This window comes from Asticcacaulis sp. AC402, from assembly GCF_000495835.1.
Lineage (GTDB): Bacteria > Pseudomonadota > Alphaproteobacteria > Caulobacterales > Caulobacteraceae > Asticcacaulis.
This window is the reverse complement of the sequence record NZ_AWGC01000006.1, coordinates 273,566-289,011: the sequence shown is the minus strand read 5'-3', so window position 1 is coordinate 289,011 and position 15,446 is coordinate 273,566. Positions and strand designations below refer to the sequence as shown.

The window sequence follows — 15,446 nt, the reverse complement described above, 5'->3', positions numbered from 1 at the left end:
CGCTTTGCGGCAAAAATCGAATAGAAACCGCGCTGTTAATCTGTGCACAGCCCTGTGATCCTGCCACAAAGCGCTTTGTGACCTTTCGCAATCGCGTTACAAGCGAGCACTTTTGCGGTCGGCCTGAGCGGCCTCGCGGCGGATTTTCCGAGGGAGTTTTTCGTGCAGCGTCTTTTCGGGGCCTATGTGATCGTCGACTATAGCGCCGCCGAAGGCAAGAAGACGGGCGAGTCGTCTGTGTGGATCGGCGTCATGAAGCGCGATGTCCGTTTCCGCCTGTCCTATGAGGCCTATAACCCGGCCACACGCGCAGAGGCCCAAACCTTGCTGCGCACCATTCTGGGCGACCTGCACAAGCGGGGCGATCGTATCTTCCTTGGGTTTGCCTTCCCGCTCGGCCTGGTTCGCGGCACCACCGGAGGCCTGCAACTGAACGGTTGGAAGGGCCTGTGGGACTTCCTGGCCAAGAATATCGTCGACAAGGCCGACAACAGCAACAACCGCTTCCAGGTCGCCGCCAAGATCAACCGGCTGATCACCGACGAGGCCTGGCCGTTCTGGGGCGCGCCCAAGAACGCGTCGCAGAAGTGGCTGTCGACCCTGAAGCCGGCGTCGTTCGGCGACTTCCCAGAATTCCGGCTGACCGAAGACGCGCTGACCGGCAAGATCAAGAAGACGGCATTACCCAAGAGCCTGTGGCAGATGCACGGGGCCGGCGTAGCCGGTGGCGTTGCCATGTTGGGCATTGTCGCGGTCCGCTCGCTGCTCGAAACCCTGGGCGACAAGGCGCGGCTGTGGCCGTTCCAGGCCGGGTTCGGCACGCCGGAACTCGATGGCGTCAACACCGTAATTGCCGAGGTTTACCCGCCGATGTTTGAAGGCGATGCCCAGTCGGGCGAGGTCAAGGACGCGGCGGCGGTGCGGATTACCGCTGCCGCCCTGGCAGAGTTGGACGACAAGGGCCAACTCGACGCCCTGTTTGGCGCGCCCAAGGGCCTAAGCGAAGCTGATGCCGCCGCGGCTGCGGCCGAAGAAGGCTGGATCCTAGGCGCTTAAGACGCCGAAAATGTCACATGGACCGGCCGCCGGCAAACAGCCGGACTGGCAGTTCGCCATGTGCATGGACAGAGTCAAATCGAGGTCGCGTAAAGCCTCAATCCGCAGGCGGATGGCATCGCGCTGTTCCTGAAAGAATCGGAGGGTTTCGGCGCACGGCTTGCCACCCGCATCCAGCTTCAGCAAGGCCTTGATCCTTTCGAGCGGGACATCGAGATCACGCAGGCGCCGGATAAGCACCAACCGCGCCAGGTCGGGTCGGTCATAGACGCGGTGACCGCTCTCGCGCCGTTCCGCCGGCGGCATCAACCCCTGGGCCTCGTAGAAACGCACGGTAGGTACGGAACATTGCGCCTTGCGCGCCAAAACACCGATCGTGAACATGAAGTTTTTCCTTGAACCTCAACCTACTTGAGGTCCCAGACCGAGGACATCAACCCTTCGGAGTGCCTGATCATGAAAAAAACCGTCCTCGCCCTTATCACCGCCTGTCTGGGCTGCTGCGCCTTGCTCTTCCTGATACCCATCGTCTCCGGCGTAACGGTTGCCGGCCTCAGCTTTTCGGGCCTGAGCCTGGATGTCCTGTTATGCGCTCTCCCCCTTGTCGCGCTGCTTGGGGTCGGCACATATCTGCTTTTGAAAGGACGAAAAAAGACCTGCGCGCATGACGGAAGTTGCGGTTGCAAGCCGCAAAACCCGCAGGCAAGGTAACCGCATGAAATCACTTGCCGTCTATGTCCTGGCAGCGCTTTGCGAGATCGCCGGCTGTTACAGCCTGTGGGCCGTGGTGAAACTGGGCCGATCGCCGTGGTGGCTGGTGCCGGGCGCGCTAAGTCTGGCGGCGTTCGCCTGGCTGTTGACTCTGATCGATAGTTCGGCCGCCGGGCGGGCCTATGCGGCTTATGGCGCCATCTATATCGCGGCGTCGATCGGCTGGATGTGGTTCATGGAAAAGCAGCGGCCCGATCTGTGGGACCTGGGCGGGCTGGTGTTGTGCCTGGCTGGGTCGGCGATGATCCTGTTTGGACCGCGCAATTCGACAAATCTATAATTCCGGAATATTAGAATTTATTGCCCGGCGTAGTACTGCCCGCCATTGACGTGCAAAATCTGTCCCGTGACATAGCCGCTCATGGCGGAGGCGAGAAACAGGACCGGACCGACGCAGTCTTCGGGCGTACCGACGCGGCCCATGGGCACCGAATTGCGCATCGCCTCCATTCTGTCGGCCGGGGTCAGGGCGTGAAACGGCGTTCCGATCACGCCCGGCGCTATGGCATTGACGCGGATATTCTTCTTGGCCAGATCGGTCGCCATGTGGCGAGTCAGGTTATGCACCGCCGCCTTGGCCGTGGCGTAGAGACCGGAGCCCGGACCGCCGCCGTTGCTGCCGGCGATCGAGCCAAGATTGATCACCGCGCCGCCGCCGCGCGCCTCCATCAGCGGCACCGCCGCCTGGGTGCCGGAAATGACCGACCGCAAGTTCAGGTCCATGACCTGATCATAGAAGGTATCGTCCCATTCCATCAGCAGCTTGCGCGACACCAGGGCGCCAGCATTGTTGACCAGGATATCCAGGCCGCCGAGCTTTTGACCGGCCTCGGCGACAACGCCGCGGATACTGTCAGGTGCGTTCATCAGATCGGCCTGGATCAGGTGCGCTTCACCACCATCGGCGCCAATCAGGTCGGCCACGGCCTGGGCGGCATCATGGCTGGCATTGTAGTGAATGGCGACCTTGGCGCCATGGGCAGCAAAGGCTTGCGCGACCGCCGCGCCGATGCCGGTGCTGGCGCCTGTGATCAAAACCAGCTTGCCCTGCAAATCGTCGAGTATCGTCGCCTCCGTTGCAATTGTATTACTTATTAGGCGCTTCGATGGCCGGTGTCGAGAGCGTGGCCGCCTTTTTGTCGAGCCAGAAGAACCGCGCCACCAGCAGGGTGGCCGATAACCAACTCGCTACGGCACAGGCATAGATCAGGCCGGGCACGCCCTGGGCCCAGTGAAGTGCGAACAGATATCCCAGCGGCAGCATGAACATGCCGTAGCTGATATAGTGCAGAACCGGCGCGACCAAAACATCATGCCGGGCGCGCAAAGCCTGGGCGGCGACCACCTGGACGCCGTCGGGAATAAAGAACAGGCACGACAGCAACAGCGCTGTCTGGACGCCGGCGATCAAGGTGGCGTCGGAGGTATAGCCGGCGGCAATCGCCTGTGAACCGATCAAAACGGTCAGAACGACCACCATCATGAACCCGGTCGCCGACAGGAAGCTGACCCGGCCCATCCGGGCAACTCCGGCGGCATCTTTCGCGCCATAGGCCCGGCCGACCAGGACCGAGCAGCCGATCGCCAGCCCCATCGGCACCATGAAGACCAGACTGGCGAAGTTAAGAATGATCGCCCACACGGCCACGGCGGTTTCCGAAATCCGGCCGGCAAAGACGGTCAACCCGGCAAAGGCGGCAACTTCGATGAAGTAGGACGCGCCGGCAGCATAGCCGACCTGACGCTGTTCGCGGGCACCCTGCGGATCTCGCGCATGACGACCCAGCAGATCGTAGATCTTTACGTGTTTAAGCGTGAACAGATAGATCAGCAGCCCGACCGTAAGGGCCATCCGCGCCACCAGAGTCGAGATGGCCGCGCCCATGGCGCCGTCGCTGTCGATGCCAGGGACCTTGACGATGCCCGGCACAAGGACCAGCAACAGCGCGACATTGAGGACATTGCCGCCCCAGGTGAAGACCATGCCGGGGCGCGTCCGGCCCAGGCCTTCGAGGAATTCCGAGACGGCGACGGCGACCATATAGAACGGCATGGACAAGGCGAAGACCAGCAAGGGCGTGCTGGCACCGGCGGCCAGACCTGGCTGGACAGTGGCATGCAGCAACCAAGGACCACCCAGGGTCAGCAGACTCATGGATCCGAAACCGAGGATCAGGGCATAGGCCAGGGCACGCTGGAAGGTTCCGCCGATTCGGTCCGGTTCATCGGCGCCGATGAACTGGGCGGTCTTGACCTGAACGCCTACCAGTAAGCCGATAGAGGTGACCAGGAAGATGCTGGTCGGCGCCCAGGCCAGGGAGTGGTAACCCAGTTCGGCGGCGGAATAGTGGCCTACCACCAGGGTATCGGCCAGCCCCATCATCATGAAGCCCAGGCGCGACATGACGACCGGCCATGACAGACGGTAAAGGGCGGCAAACGCCGCCCTTCCCTCAGGGTTCAACAGTGATAGCAATCCCGACATGGTCGCTCCTGTAACCGAAGTCGCGGTTTAGGGCAATGACGGTCAGGAACTGGCTATGGGCAGCGTTTGACGAGCCGCACGATTGAGCAAATGCATCAGCCCACGAAGCGGCCTCAAGGTAGATTTTTTGAACCACGAACTGCACGAACAGACACGAACTTCAGGACTTGCGTGATAGGTCCGTTGGGCCTTAGAGCGCCGATCCAGTAGAATCGGATCGGCGCTCTAAACTTTTTTTGAAGCTCATTGTTATCCAAAAAGAGCGTCACACTTCTTGGGATGCGCTCTAGCACTTTCTTTGTTCGTGTCTGTTCGTGTGGTTCGTGGTCAAATCTTCTTATACCAAGCCTCATAAAGAATGACGCTTGGTATTCGCATTTTTTCAGCTCAAGCGCCGCATGGCTCCTCGCAAAAGCTCGGGCGCCCGAAGTACGTTCTCTGGCGCGCTTGCCAACCCACGATGAGTCAAGATTTTCGCGGGTTGGTATTACTCCACCTTCAACTGAATCATCATGAAGGCCATGGCTTCGGACAGTTCTTCCCAACGGCGGAAGCGGCCCGACTTGCCGCCGTGGCCGGCTTCCATATTGACGCGGTAGACCAGCGGCGCATGGCCGGTCTTCAGGCTGCGCAGTTTCGCCACCCACTTGGTCGGCTCGTAGTACTGGACCTGACTGTCCCACAGACCCGTCGAGACATAGATCGGCGGATAGGCCTGGGCTGCGACATTGTCGTAAGGCGAATAGGTCATCATGTAGTCGTAGAACGGTTTTTGTTCCGGATTGCCCCACTCGTCATACTCGTTGGTCGTCAGAGGAATCGAGGCGTCCAGCATGGTTGTCACAGCATCAACGAACGGCACCTGGGTGACGATGACGCCGTAGTCGTCAGGCGCCATATTGGCCACCGCTCCCATCAGCAGCCCGCCGGCGCTGCGGCCGAAACCGGCCACGCGTTTCCGGGCGGCATACTTCTGGTCGACCAGGTAGCGGGTCACGTCGATAAAGTCAGTGAAACTGTTCATCTTGTTCATCAGATGGCCGTCGTCATACCACTGGCGGCCCATTTCCTGGCCACCGCGGATATGGGCAATCGCCACCACCATGCCGCGGTCGAGCAAGCTTGGGACTATCGGGTTGAACGACGGGTCCGACGATGCGCCGTAAGCGCCGTAACCGATCTGGTAGACGGCCGCCGTCCCGTCTTTTGAGAAACCCTTCTTGTAGACAAGCGAGACCGGAATCTTGGTGCCGTCACGCGCCGCCGCCCACAGGCGCTCGGTGACATACTGCGTGGCGTCGTAGCCCGGCACGGGCTGGACCTTCAGGGTGCGGCGCTCTCCGGTTTTGACGTTGCTTTCATAGATAGTGTCTGGCGTGGTCAGTGATCCATAGGCATAGCGCACCCAGTCGGACGCCGGATCGGGATTGACGTTAAGACCCATGACATAGGCCGGTTCATCGCTTTGAACCGGCGTCGATACCCCCTCGCTGGTCAGCAAACGCAACCGCTTGTTGCCACCTACCCGCTCCTCGATGGCGACAAAGGCATCGAACGGCTGAAAATTCTCGATAAAGGCATCGGCGCTATGCGGCACAAAATCCGCCCACGTCGTCCGATCCCCAAACCTCTGCGTATCGGGCAAGGTCATCAACTGGTAGTTCTTGGCCCGCCAGTTGGTACGGATCACCCATCGGCCGGTGACATGGTCCGCATTGTACAGGAAGTCGCGCTCGCGCGGCGCGATGACGGCGAAATCGCCGCCGTCGGCCGGAGCGCAGCGTTGCTCTTCGCTCACCGTCGCACGAAGATAGATACAGACATATTTATCCGACGTCGTGCGGCCCAGCGCTATGTAATAGCTGTCGTCGGCCTCTTCGTAGACTAGTCGATCGGCCGACGCTTCCGTGCCGATCACATGCGCCTTGACCCGTTTGGACAGCAGGGTCACCGGGTCCTTGTCGATATAGAAAAGGGTCTTATTGTCGTCGGACCAGACGATGTCCTCGATATTGCTGACCGCAACGTCAAGCATCGCCCCGGTGGCGATATCCTTGACCTTCAGACCGTACTGGCCGCGGCCTACCGTGTCCTCAGCCCAGGCGATCTTCGTCTTGTCCGGACTAACGACCCAGGCGCCGACGCGGAAATAGCCCTTGCCCGCCGCCATCGCATTCTGGTCCAGCAGGATTTCTTCCGGCGCCGTCATCTCGCCCTTGCGCCGGGCGACCACAGCGTAGTCTTTCCCCGCGACATATCGCGTATAGTACCAATAGCCACCCTTCAGGTAGGGCACGCTGGAATCGTCGGGCACCAGGCGGGCGGTGACTTCCTTGTAGAGGGTTTCAGCCAAGGGCTTGCTGTCGGCCAGGACGGTATCGGCATAGGCGTTTTCAGCGCGTAGATAGGCCAGCATCTCCTCGTTCTGGCGCGTGTCGTCGCGCAGCCAATAATAGTCGTCGTTACGTACAGCGCCGAAGGGGGCCTTAATCTCGTAAGGCACCTTCTTCGCCACCGGCGGTTCTGCCGCCAAGGCCGGAAACGCCAGGAACAAGGCCGCAGTCATCCATATTCCGCGCATGAAAAAAGTCTCCGGTGAAGGTTTCACCGGAGACTTGCATATTCATTCCTTTATGGAAAGCTGTATCACGCCGCCTTGACGGCCTTGTCCTTCAACGCATGGAGGCGCTCGGCCACCAGGAAACTCAGTTCCAGCGCCTGGTCGGCATTGAGGCGCGGGTCGCAGTGCGTGTGGTACCGATCGCGCAGGTCCTCTTCCGACAGGGCAAAAGCGCCGCCGGTGCATTCCGTCACGTTTTGGCCGGTCATTTCCAGATGCATGCCGCCCGGATGAACGCTTTCGCCGGCGGCAATATCGACGAACGAACGGACCTCGGCCAGGATGCGGTCGAAGGGTCGCGTCTTGTAGCCATTGGCCGCCTTGACGACATTGCCGTGCATCGGGTCGATCGACCACACAACGGGCACGCCGTGCTTGCGGGTCGCCGCCATCAGCTTCGGCAGGCGTTCGGTGATCTTGTCGGAACCGAAACGACCGATCAGGGTCAGACGGCCCGGAATAGCTTCCGGGTTCAAAGCGTCGATCAGTCGAACCAGGTCGTCAGGCTCCAGGGTCGGGCCGCACTTGACGCCGATCGGGTTCTTGATGCCCTTCATGAAGTTGACGTGGGCGCCATCCAGTTGGCGCGTGCGCTCGCCGATCCACAGCATATGGGCCGAGGTGTCGTACCAGTCGCCCGAGGTCGAATCGACCCGGGTCATGGCCTGCTCGACGTTAAGGAGCAGCGCCTCATGTGAGGTGAAGACGTCGACGCTGCGGATCGAGGGGTGGCTGTCCGAGGTGATGCCGATCGCCGACATGAAGCTCAGCGTCTCGGAGATCTTCTCTGCCAGGGCCTTGTAACGCTCGCCCTGGGGCGAACCGGAGACAAAGCCCAGGGTCCACTTATGGATGTTGTACAGGTCGGCATAGCCGCCATTGGCAAAGGCCCGCAGCAGGTTCAGCGTCGCCGACGACTGGTGATAGGCCTTCAGCAGGCGCTGCGGATCGGGGATGCGCGCTTCCGGCGTGAAGTCCATGCCATTGATATTGTCGCCGCGATAGGACGGCAGGGTGACGCCATCGATGGTCTCGATCGGTGACGAGCGCGGCTTGCCAAACTGGCCGGCGATGCGGCCGACCTTGACCACCGGCCGCCCGCCGGCAAAGGTCAGGACGATCGCCATCTGCAGGATCAGGCGGAAGGTGTCGCGGATATTGTCAGCCGAAAACTCCTTGAAGCTCTCAGCGCAGTCACCGCCTTGAAGCAGGAAAGCGTTGCCGCTGGCAACCTGGCCCAGGGCCGTGGTGAGGCGGCGCGCTTCGCCGGCAAACACCAGCGGCGGGAGGCTCGCCAGTTCGCCCTCTGCCGCGGCCAGGGCCTGCGGATCGGGGTAGTCGTTCGGTATGTGCAGGGCCGGCATTTGGCGCCAGTCCTTCGGAGACCAGATCTTGTTCATTGTAACTGTATTCCACACAGTGTTCGCGCCAACGGAATGTAAGGCACGCCCACCCAAAAACCCAATTTACGCACTCATAGCCACAGTTTCAACCGCAAAACCTTTGAAGACAACGCTGTCTCTGTGAAAAATAACTGTAAATTCCGTCGGTTATAGTTAAGTTCGTAACTTTATCGGCTGACTTGCGGCCTTGAACATCAAAAGGAAGGCCGCCACCATCACCGCGCCGAGGCAATAGTACCACGACCGCCATAAGCCGTAGCTGACCAGATTGATAACGAAATAGCCCGATGCGGCGGCCAGGATATAGGGCACGGCGCGCTGGGCCACGCTCTGGGTTGCAGGCGTCTGCGCCTCTACAGAGCTGATTTCGTGGAAACCGTCGTCTTTCGCTTCGCCGTAGCCTTCCTTTGGGCCAGACAGCCAGAAGAGGACAAACCACAGCGCTCCCAGCAGTACCAGACCGGGGATGCCAAGCTCCATCCAGGCCTGGAGCGACAGGTTATGCGGATGGTTCGGGATCATCGGATCAAAGGTCCGTGCCGTCTCGTAGCCCCAGCCCCACCAAGGCTTTTCCAGAGAGCGCTCCACGGTAAAGGTCCAGATATCGATCCGCGCCGCCCATGACGGCAGGATTTCGGTCTTGATGTGCTGGAACAGGCCCGATCTGATGGCGGCATAGATGGCGACGGGCAGGCCCAGGATGGTCGCGGCGCTCAAGCCGGCCAGCAGCCTGTGCGGCTGAACCCGCCGCAAAGCTTTGGGCCAGTAGCGCACCGCAAAGAAGACGACGCCTGAGGCCGCGAGCGCCAACAGATGGGCATTTGCGTCGGAAGCGACGGCTCCGGCGATGACGGCCATCGCCAACACGCCGATATGACCATATTGGCGCCGATGCTCGAACCACATGGCCAACGGCCAGAACAGCAGCGTCAGGTAGACATTGCAGTTCAACATGTGGACGATCAGCATCTCCGGCCGAGACGCGTCGAAGAGCGGATTGTCCATGGCGGCGAAGGCGTCGTTCAAATGGGTACGCAAACTCATACGACTGAGGCTTTCCAACACCTGAACCACAGAAAGCCCCACCATCAGCCAGCCGAACCAGGTCGCCAGACGCGGCGCCTGCGCGTCCGGCAAGGCATCGAAGCCGGCAATCACCGCCCAGGACACCAGCCAGGCAAAGGTCGGGGCGAACCAGTATTTGGTGGCGAAAGCAGCTGCCAGCCCCTTGCCCTCCAGCAGATAGACGACGAATTCCGATCTCAGGAAACCGAGCAAGACCATGACACCGGTGATGGCGGCGGCGGGCCAGAAGCGCTTTATCCGGCCGAGATAGACCAGCAGCGGAATTCCCCAGATAAACAGCATGGCCGGAAGAGCGGTCGGCACAACCCAGGCAAAGACCGGAAGCCAGGTCAGGCCGAACAGCAACCAAACTTCCGCATAATGCGCCTTAACAGCCTCCCAGGCTCCTTTTGCTGTCACAGCCGCTTATCCTTGATGGTGACCAGTTCTTCCGCCGCGGTCGGGTGGACGGCGCAGGTGGCATCCCACTGCGCCTTGGTCAGCCGCGCCTTGACGGCGATCCCGGCCAACTGGATCATCTCACCCGCGTCGTGGCCGACGATATGGCAGCCGATGACGACGTCGCTGTCGGCCTGGACAATCAGCTTCATGAGGGTGCGGCTCTCGCCACCGACAAAGGCCGTCTTCATCGGCCGGAAGCGCGTCTGGTAGACATCGTAGACGATGCCCTTGGTCTTGGCGTCGTCTTCGCTCAAGCCCACCGTACCGATCTCGGGCTGGGAAAAGACCGCTGTCGGGATGTTACTGTGATCGTAGGCGACCGGATTGTCCTTCAGCGCCGTCTCGACAAAGGCCACGGCCTCGCGAATGGCCACAGGCGTCAGGTTCATGCGGTTGGTGACGTCCCCGATGGCGAAAATATGCGGAACTGCGGTGCGCGAAAAAGCATCGACCGGAATGGCGCCATGGACATCGACCTTGATATCGAGCACGTCCAGATTCAGGCCTTCGGTCTTGGGCTTGCGGCCGGAGGCGTACATCACCTTGCCCGTCGTGAAGCGTTCGCCATTGTTGAGGTGCAGGATAACAGCGTCGCCTTCGGTATGCAGCTTGATCGGATCGACACCGGTCAGGATGCTGATGCCGCGCAGCTTCATTTCGGCGGTCAGATGATCGCGGACATCGCTGTCGAAGCCGCGCAGGATCTTTTCGGCGCGGTACATCAGGGTGACGTCGACGCCCAGGCCGTTCATGATGCCGGCGAACTCTACGGCGATATAGCCGCCGCCGACAATGACCATCTTCTTCGGCAATTCCGGCAGTTCGAACATGTCGTTCGAGGTCAGGGCGTGTTCCAGCACGCCGGGGCAATGTTGTGGCAAGAAGGGCCAACCGCCGGTGGCAATCAGGATAGTCTTGGCCGTCACTTCGCGGGCCGTACCGTCCGATGACGTCAGGATAAGGGTGTGGTCGTCCTTGAACCCGGCATGGCACGGGATAAGTTCGGCACCAGCCCGGGCCAGGTTGGAGCCATAGATGCCGGACAGGCGGGTGACCTCGGCCTGATTATGGGTCTTGAACTGATGCCAGTCGAACTTACCCAGTTGCACGTCCCAGCCGAAACCGCGGGCATAGTCGATATTAGACGGCACTTCCGAGGCATAGACCATGAACTTTTTGGGGACGCAGCCGCGCAGAACGCAGGTGCCGCCCGGGCGGTCTTCCTCGGCGACGCCGACCTTCAGGCCCATATTGGCCGCCAACCGCGCGGCGCGAACACCGCCGGAGCCGGCACCTATCACAAACAGATCGTAGTCATACTCAGACATGGTTCGCCTTTATGGGTCCGCGTATGCGGCTTCGTTTGTAGTATTTGGCCACGGAGAAGACCGACTTCTGGGTTGTTCCGAATCCGCCGCGCAGCGGCATTCGAGCAAGGTTTTTCAACCACGAACCACACGAACAGACACGAACAATAAAGACACAAAAGGCCTAAGCTTTTTCAGAAAACATTGAGCACCCTTGGCACTCGTTCGTGTCTGTTCGTGTGGTTCGTGGTCAATTCTTTCTTTTCTTGTCCGAGCTTTCCGTGTTTAAAAATCCTTCTCATGGTTCGACAATCCTGACACCGTCGGGAGTCGCGATCAACGCCACCTCGGCCAGGTCCAGGAACAGGCCGTGATCGACCACACCCGTCACCGACTTCAGAGCCGCACCCAATCCGCTCGGATCCTCGATCCGCCCGCACGCCACGTCGAAGATAAGATTGCCTCCGTCCGTAATCCATGGCTGGCCGTCTTTTTTGCGCATAACGGGCAGCTTATCAATTTCGAATTCGACCAGGACGTCGCTGACCCGGTTGACCGTGCCCTTCCAGGCGAACGGTTCGACTTCGATCGGCAAAGGGAACTTGCCCAGGACCGGCACGTGCTTGGCGGCATCGGCGATAACCACGCAAGTCTTCGCCAGTTCCCAGATAAGCTTCTCACGCAACAGTGCCCCGCCGCCACCCTTGATCAGGGCCAGGCCTTCACCGACCTCATCGGCGCCGTCGACGCACAGGTCCAGCATGCCAACATCGTTGATATCTTTGATGGCCAGGCCGAGGCTTTCAGCCAATTGCGTGGTCTGAACCGACGTCGAAACGAGGGTCAGTTTCAGCCCTGCCTTGACCTCGCGAGCAACCGCCTTGACAAACCACGCCGCCGTCGATCCGGTGCCTAAGCCCACCTTCATGCCTGGTTTTACATACTTCAGCGCGGCCTCGCCGACCGCTTCCTTTTGCTCATCAACCGTCATGACATTTTTCCTTGCGCTACCGCTGCGCTGCTTGAGCGCGCTTTCGCCGCCTTCTCAGCCAGTTTGCGTTCACGGAAAGTCGCCGCCCAGCTTTCCTTCGCCACCTGCGGCGCGCGAGTCAAAGCCAGGGCATCGGGCGGCACATCCTGGGTGATCACCGAGCCCGAACCAGTGATCGCGCCCTGGCCGATGGTCACCGGCGCCACCAGCGACGAGTTAGAGCCGATAAAGGCGCGGTCTCCGACCACCGTCTTGTGCTTGAAAAAGCCGTCATAGTTACAGAAGATGGTGCCGGCGCCGATATTGGCCCCTGCGCCGACCGAACCGTCGCCGAGATAGCTGAGGTGATTGGCCTTGGCACCCTCGCCGATCGTGACGTTCTTGACCTCGACGAAGTTGCCGATATGAGCGTCCTTGCCGATGTCTGCCCCCGGACGCAGACGCGCGTACGGCCCGATCAGAGCGCCCTCGCCGACCTTGCAGCCTTCCAGGTGCGAGAACGCCCGGATGACGGCACCGGAAGCGACATGAACGCCGTCACCAAAGACCACATTGGGCTCGATCACCACGCCGGCCTCGACCTGAGTATCCCAATTGAAAAACACCGTCTCGGGCGCCGGCATGTGGACGCCATTGTCCATGAAACTGCGACGGACCCCGTCCTGCCACACCTTTTCGATGGCGGCCAGTTCGGCCTGGCTGTTGGCGCCCAGCACCTCGTGCTCCAGCGCCATGGTGACGCGCGGCTGCAAGCCCTGCGCCTTGGCGAGACCGACAACATCGGTAAGATAGTACTCACCCTTGGAGTTCTCGTTTTTGACGTTTCTCAAAAGCTGGAACAATAGTTCGCGATCGCAGGCCAGCACACCGGAGTTGCACGATTTGATGGCGAACTGCTCCTTGCTGGCTTCGCGCGCCTCGACGATCTCATTCAACCGGTCTCCGTCCAGCACCAGCCGGCCGTAGGCGCCCGGATCATGGGCGACGAATCCCAGCACGGCGATATCCGCGGCAGCCGCCAGGGTGAAGACGGGCTCAAGCACTTTGGCCGCCATCAGCGGGCTGTCGCCATAGGTGACGATAACGGTCCCGTCGAAGTCCTGCAAGGCTTCGCGCGCCACATTAACGGCGTGGCCCGTGCCCTGGGGCGGGTCCTGGACAACGATATTGGCCGAGCCGACGCGCTTTTCGGCCGTGGCGCGCACGGCCGGCGAATGGGTTCCGACCACCACGATCACCCGCTCACAGCCGACCTCGAAGGCGGCATCGATGGCGCGGTCCAGCATGGTCCGCCCGCCGATCTTGTGCAGCACCTTGGGAACCGGCGATTTCATGCGCGTACCCTGGCCGGCGGCGAGGATGACGGCGGCCCGGCCCGCGGCGGTGATTTTTTGCATGTGGGCGTCTCTTCTTGCGTTGCGCTGGCCGCCGATTTAGCCCAAAGCCAGCACAAAACAAAGCCCAATACCAACTTGCGCAGAAGAATGACCGTTACGGTGCAAGTTGGTATTTGGTTTTTTCAGCTCAGTCGCCGCATGGCTCGCCGCATTCGCGGCGACGGGCAGTCGCCCCTGCCAGGTTGCGATCGCAACCTGGAGGTAGGGTTAAATGAACCTGGACGGCTATATTCTGGCTTTCGACCTGGACGGCACCCTGGTCGACAGCGCGCCGGACATCATTTCGGCCCTGAACAAGGTGTTGCAAGAGCAAGGCATTACCCCGTTCCACCTCGATGACGCCCGCCCGATGATCGGCCGAGGCGCCATGGAACTGGTGCGCAAAGCGTTTCGACTGGCCGGACATCCATTAGCGCCCGAGGCCGAAGCGCCACTGCTGGCGCGGTTGTTGCAACTATACGAGGTCGATATCGACACCCTGACGCGGCCATTCGAGGGATTGGTGGCGGCTTTGGATGAGTTGGAAGCGGCCGGCGCCCGGTTCTGCGTCTGCACCAACAAACATACACGGCTGTCGGTGTTGCTGATCGAGAAGCTGGGCCTGACAGCGCGTTTCGGCAGCAATCGGGGCGCGGACTCGGTCGAGGACAAGAAGCCGGCGGCCGGGCATCTGCTGGCCTGTATCGACGATATGGGCGGCGATATCGCCCGGGTCATCATGATCGGCGACAGCGAGACGGATTTCCTAACAGCCCAGAATGCCGGCGTACCGTCGATCCTGGTGACGTTCGGCTATTCCGAGCGGCCGATCCGTGAGTTGTCGGCAACGGTGTTCATCGACCACTACAGCGAACTGGTGGCGGCGGTGAAAGCCTGTGCAAATTCGCTAAACCCGCTTGCCACCGGCGAAGTCGCGCGCTAGAAGCGCCCTTCCCCGATATTGGATGGACGCGTAGCTCAGCGGGAGAGCATTCGCTTCACACGCGAAGGGTCACAGGTTCAATCCCTGTCGCGTCCACCATTTCCAAGTTTTCTGCGAAAATCTGAGAATGATTTTCTTGCTTGGCGCTTAGAGGCTTCGCCTCTCGGCGGCGCGCAGCCTGCACTCCCACTTGGTCGCTAGTCGCTTCGCTCCGTCTACAGTTCCGACCTGTTAAGTCCACCCTCTTTTAGCTTATGCTTCGTCGCCTCCCGCTTCTGCGCGGACGGCGACCACCGCAATAGCCTCAAGCATTTCCGCTTGCTCATCGGGTGCGCCGACAACCATAATCGTGCTGACCTCTTCAAGGTCTTTCTCGGGCGTCGATGCAAGCTTCATTTCGACATAGCTGCCTGCTTGAGCGAGGCCATTGCGGCATCGCTGATTGTTCGTTGAATAGTAGAGGCGTTCAATCGTCGCAGCCAGATATTCGCCCAGCTTCGACCGGCCAGGATTGTCCTTTATCTGAATAGTACTCATCGCACTCTTGAGGAGAATGTGCACCCGCATCCCGTCGATCGTCACGACGGAAGGAGATGGCTCAACAAGGGCCAATCTAAAATGGCGTTCAATCTGATCAAAGGTGGTGTCCGTCAATTCATTGACGGAATGGTCCGACGTTACACGTCCGGGCGACGGAAGGTTCCATATCTGGGTGCGTCCGACAACGACTCTCGCCATAGCTTTGCCGTCGGCTTCCCAAAGATTCAGAAAGACTTCGGGACCAAATGACGGGCACAGAAGAATACGCAATTGCTTCCATGGCTGCCCCTTCTGCCATGGCAAATCGAATTTGCCGACGCCAAGCGATTCACAGATGGCATCGGGTGTGTAGGCTTCGGTTCTCATAGTTCCAGTCCTGAAATAATGTCACATACAGCATGCGAGAATCTGCGAAAACTTCCCATTC

The 15,446-nt window shown here is 60.4% G+C and carries 14 protein-coding genes and 1 tRNA gene; 5 read left to right on the top strand and 10 right to left on the bottom strand.

The genetic code is table 11. The annotated features are described in order from the left end of the window. Positions 1-162: 162 nt before the first annotated feature. The gene (locus ABAC402_RS24915; protein ID WP_023448388.1) at positions 163-1,056 is read left to right on the top strand and encodes a hypothetical protein; all 894 of its coding nucleotides are present in this window, start codon (positions 163-165) and stop codon (positions 1,054-1,056) included. On the opposite strand, the gene ABAC402_RS39125 is transcribed toward ABAC402_RS24915, so the two are convergent. Further along, complete coding sequence (locus ABAC402_RS39125) at positions 1,045-1,440, bottom strand: MerR family transcriptional regulator (protein WP_023448387.1); 396 nt, start codon at positions 1,438-1,440, stop codon at positions 1,045-1,047. The genes ABAC402_RS24915 and ABAC402_RS39125 overlap by 12 nt on opposite strands. A gap of 72 nt (positions 1,441-1,512) precedes the next feature. Here ABAC402_RS39125 and ABAC402_RS40110 point away from each other — a divergent pair, with 72 nt between their 5' ends. Together ABAC402_RS40110 and ABAC402_RS24905 are read left to right on the top strand one after the other, a co-directional pair. Further along, entirely contained in the window at positions 1,513-1,767 is a 255-nt protein-coding gene (locus tag ABAC402_RS40110) for a hypothetical protein (RefSeq protein WP_155847306.1), read from the top strand. 4 nt (positions 1,768-1,771) lie between these two features. Further along, a complete protein-coding gene (locus tag ABAC402_RS24905; RefSeq protein WP_031235204.1) occupies positions 1,772-2,107 on the top strand; it encodes a YnfA family protein in 336 nt (111 codons plus the stop codon). A gap of 17 nt (positions 2,108-2,124) precedes the next feature. On the opposite strand, the gene ABAC402_RS24900 is transcribed toward ABAC402_RS24905, so the two are convergent. The 8 genes from ABAC402_RS24900 to glmU form a co-directional block, all read right to left on the bottom strand. After that, entirely contained in the window at positions 2,125-2,880 is a 756-nt protein-coding gene (locus tag ABAC402_RS24900; RefSeq protein WP_023448384.1) for an SDR family NAD(P)-dependent oxidoreductase, read from the bottom strand. A gap of 34 nt (positions 2,881-2,914) precedes the next feature. Next, a complete protein-coding gene (locus tag ABAC402_RS24895) occupies positions 2,915-4,312 on the bottom strand; it encodes an MATE family efflux transporter (RefSeq protein ID WP_023448383.1) in 1,398 nt (465 codons plus the stop codon). 487 nt (positions 4,313-4,799) lie between these two features. Further along, complete coding sequence (locus tag ABAC402_RS24890; RefSeq protein ID WP_023448382.1) at positions 4,800-6,893, bottom strand: oligopeptidase B; 2,094 nt, start codon at positions 6,891-6,893, stop codon at positions 4,800-4,802. Between the two features lie 65 nt (positions 6,894-6,958). Next, a complete protein-coding gene (locus ABAC402_RS24885) occupies positions 6,959-8,332 on the bottom strand; it encodes a class II 3-deoxy-7-phosphoheptulonate synthase (RefSeq protein ID WP_023448381.1) in 1,374 nt (457 codons plus the stop codon). Positions 8,333-8,488: 156 nt separating this feature from the next. Then, the gene (locus ABAC402_RS24880) at positions 8,489-9,820 is read right to left on the bottom strand and encodes an O-antigen ligase (RefSeq protein ID WP_023448380.1); all 1,332 of its coding nucleotides are present in this window, start codon (positions 9,818-9,820) and stop codon (positions 8,489-8,491) included. Next, positions 9,817-11,190 carry a glutathione-disulfide reductase gene (gorA, locus tag ABAC402_RS24875; protein ID WP_023448379.1) on the bottom strand — a complete coding sequence of 458 codons (1,374 nt, stop codon included), beginning with the start codon at positions 11,188-11,190 and terminating at the stop codon, positions 9,817-9,819. Before gorA ends, ABAC402_RS24880 begins: the two co-directional genes overlap by 4 nt. Positions 11,191-11,467: 277 nt before the next feature. Next, positions 11,468-12,160, bottom strand: coding sequence for a ribose-5-phosphate isomerase RpiA (rpiA, locus tag ABAC402_RS24870; RefSeq protein WP_023448377.1), 693 nt, complete (start codon positions 12,158-12,160; stop codon positions 11,468-11,470). Continuing rightward, complete coding sequence (gene glmU, locus ABAC402_RS24865) at positions 12,157-13,557, bottom strand: bifunctional UDP-N-acetylglucosamine diphosphorylase/glucosamine-1-phosphate N-acetyltransferase GlmU (RefSeq protein ID WP_023448376.1); 1,401 nt, start codon at positions 13,555-13,557, stop codon at positions 12,157-12,159. The genes rpiA and glmU overlap by 4 nt, the downstream gene beginning before the upstream one ends. A gap of 211 nt (positions 13,558-13,768) precedes the next feature. Here glmU and ABAC402_RS24860 point away from each other — a divergent pair, with 211 nt between their 5' ends. Together ABAC402_RS24860 and ABAC402_RS24855 are read left to right on the top strand one after the other, a co-directional pair. Next, the gene (locus tag ABAC402_RS24860) at positions 13,769-14,479 is read left to right on the top strand and encodes an HAD-IA family hydrolase (RefSeq protein WP_023448375.1); all 711 of its coding nucleotides are present in this window, start codon (positions 13,769-13,771) and stop codon (positions 14,477-14,479) included. Between the two features lie 24 nt (positions 14,480-14,503). Further along, a tRNA-Val gene (locus ABAC402_RS24855) sits at positions 14,504-14,578 on the top strand. Positions 14,579-14,731: 153 nt separating this feature from the next. Here ABAC402_RS24855 and ABAC402_RS24850 read toward each other — a convergent pair. After that, positions 14,732-15,385, bottom strand: coding sequence for a hypothetical protein (locus ABAC402_RS24850; RefSeq protein WP_023448374.1), 654 nt, complete (start codon positions 15,383-15,385; stop codon positions 14,732-14,734). Positions 15,386-15,446 lie beyond the last annotated feature (61 nt).

Coding starts and splice junctions, on each gene's coding strand:
- glmU (WP_023448376.1), bottom strand. CDS start 13,557: ATGCAAAAAATCACCGCCGCGGGCCGGGCCGCCGTCATCCTCGCCGCC.
- gorA (WP_023448379.1), bottom strand. CDS start 11,190: ATGTCTGAGTATGACTACGATCTGTTTGTGATAGGTGCCGGCTCCGGC.
- ABAC402_RS39125 (WP_023448387.1), bottom strand. CDS start 1,440: ATGTTCACGATCGGTGTTTTGGCGCGCAAGGCGCAATGTTCCGTACCT.
- ABAC402_RS24860 (WP_023448375.1), top strand. CDS start 13,769: ATGAACCTGGACGGCTATATTCTGGCTTTCGACCTGGACGGCACCCTG.
- ABAC402_RS24850 (WP_023448374.1), bottom strand. CDS start 15,385: ATGAGAACCGAAGCCTACACACCCGATGCCATCTGTGAATCGCTTGGC.
- ABAC402_RS24895 (WP_023448383.1), bottom strand. CDS start 4,312: ATGTCGGGATTGCTATCACTGTTGAACCCTGAGGGAAGGGCGGCGTTT.
- ABAC402_RS24905 (WP_031235204.1), top strand. CDS start 1,772: ATGAAATCACTTGCCGTCTATGTCCTGGCAGCGCTTTGCGAGATCGCC.
- ABAC402_RS24890 (WP_023448382.1), bottom strand. CDS start 6,893: ATGCGCGGAATATGGATGACTGCGGCCTTGTTCCTGGCGTTTCCGGCC.
- rpiA (WP_023448377.1), bottom strand. CDS start 12,160: ATGACGGTTGATGAGCAAAAGGAAGCGGTCGGCGAGGCCGCGCTGAAG.
- ABAC402_RS40110 (WP_155847306.1), top strand. CDS start 1,513: ATGAAAAAAACCGTCCTCGCCCTTATCACCGCCTGTCTGGGCTGCTGC.
- ABAC402_RS24885 (WP_023448381.1), bottom strand. CDS start 8,332: ATGAACAAGATCTGGTCTCCGAAGGACTGGCGCCAAATGCCGGCCCTG.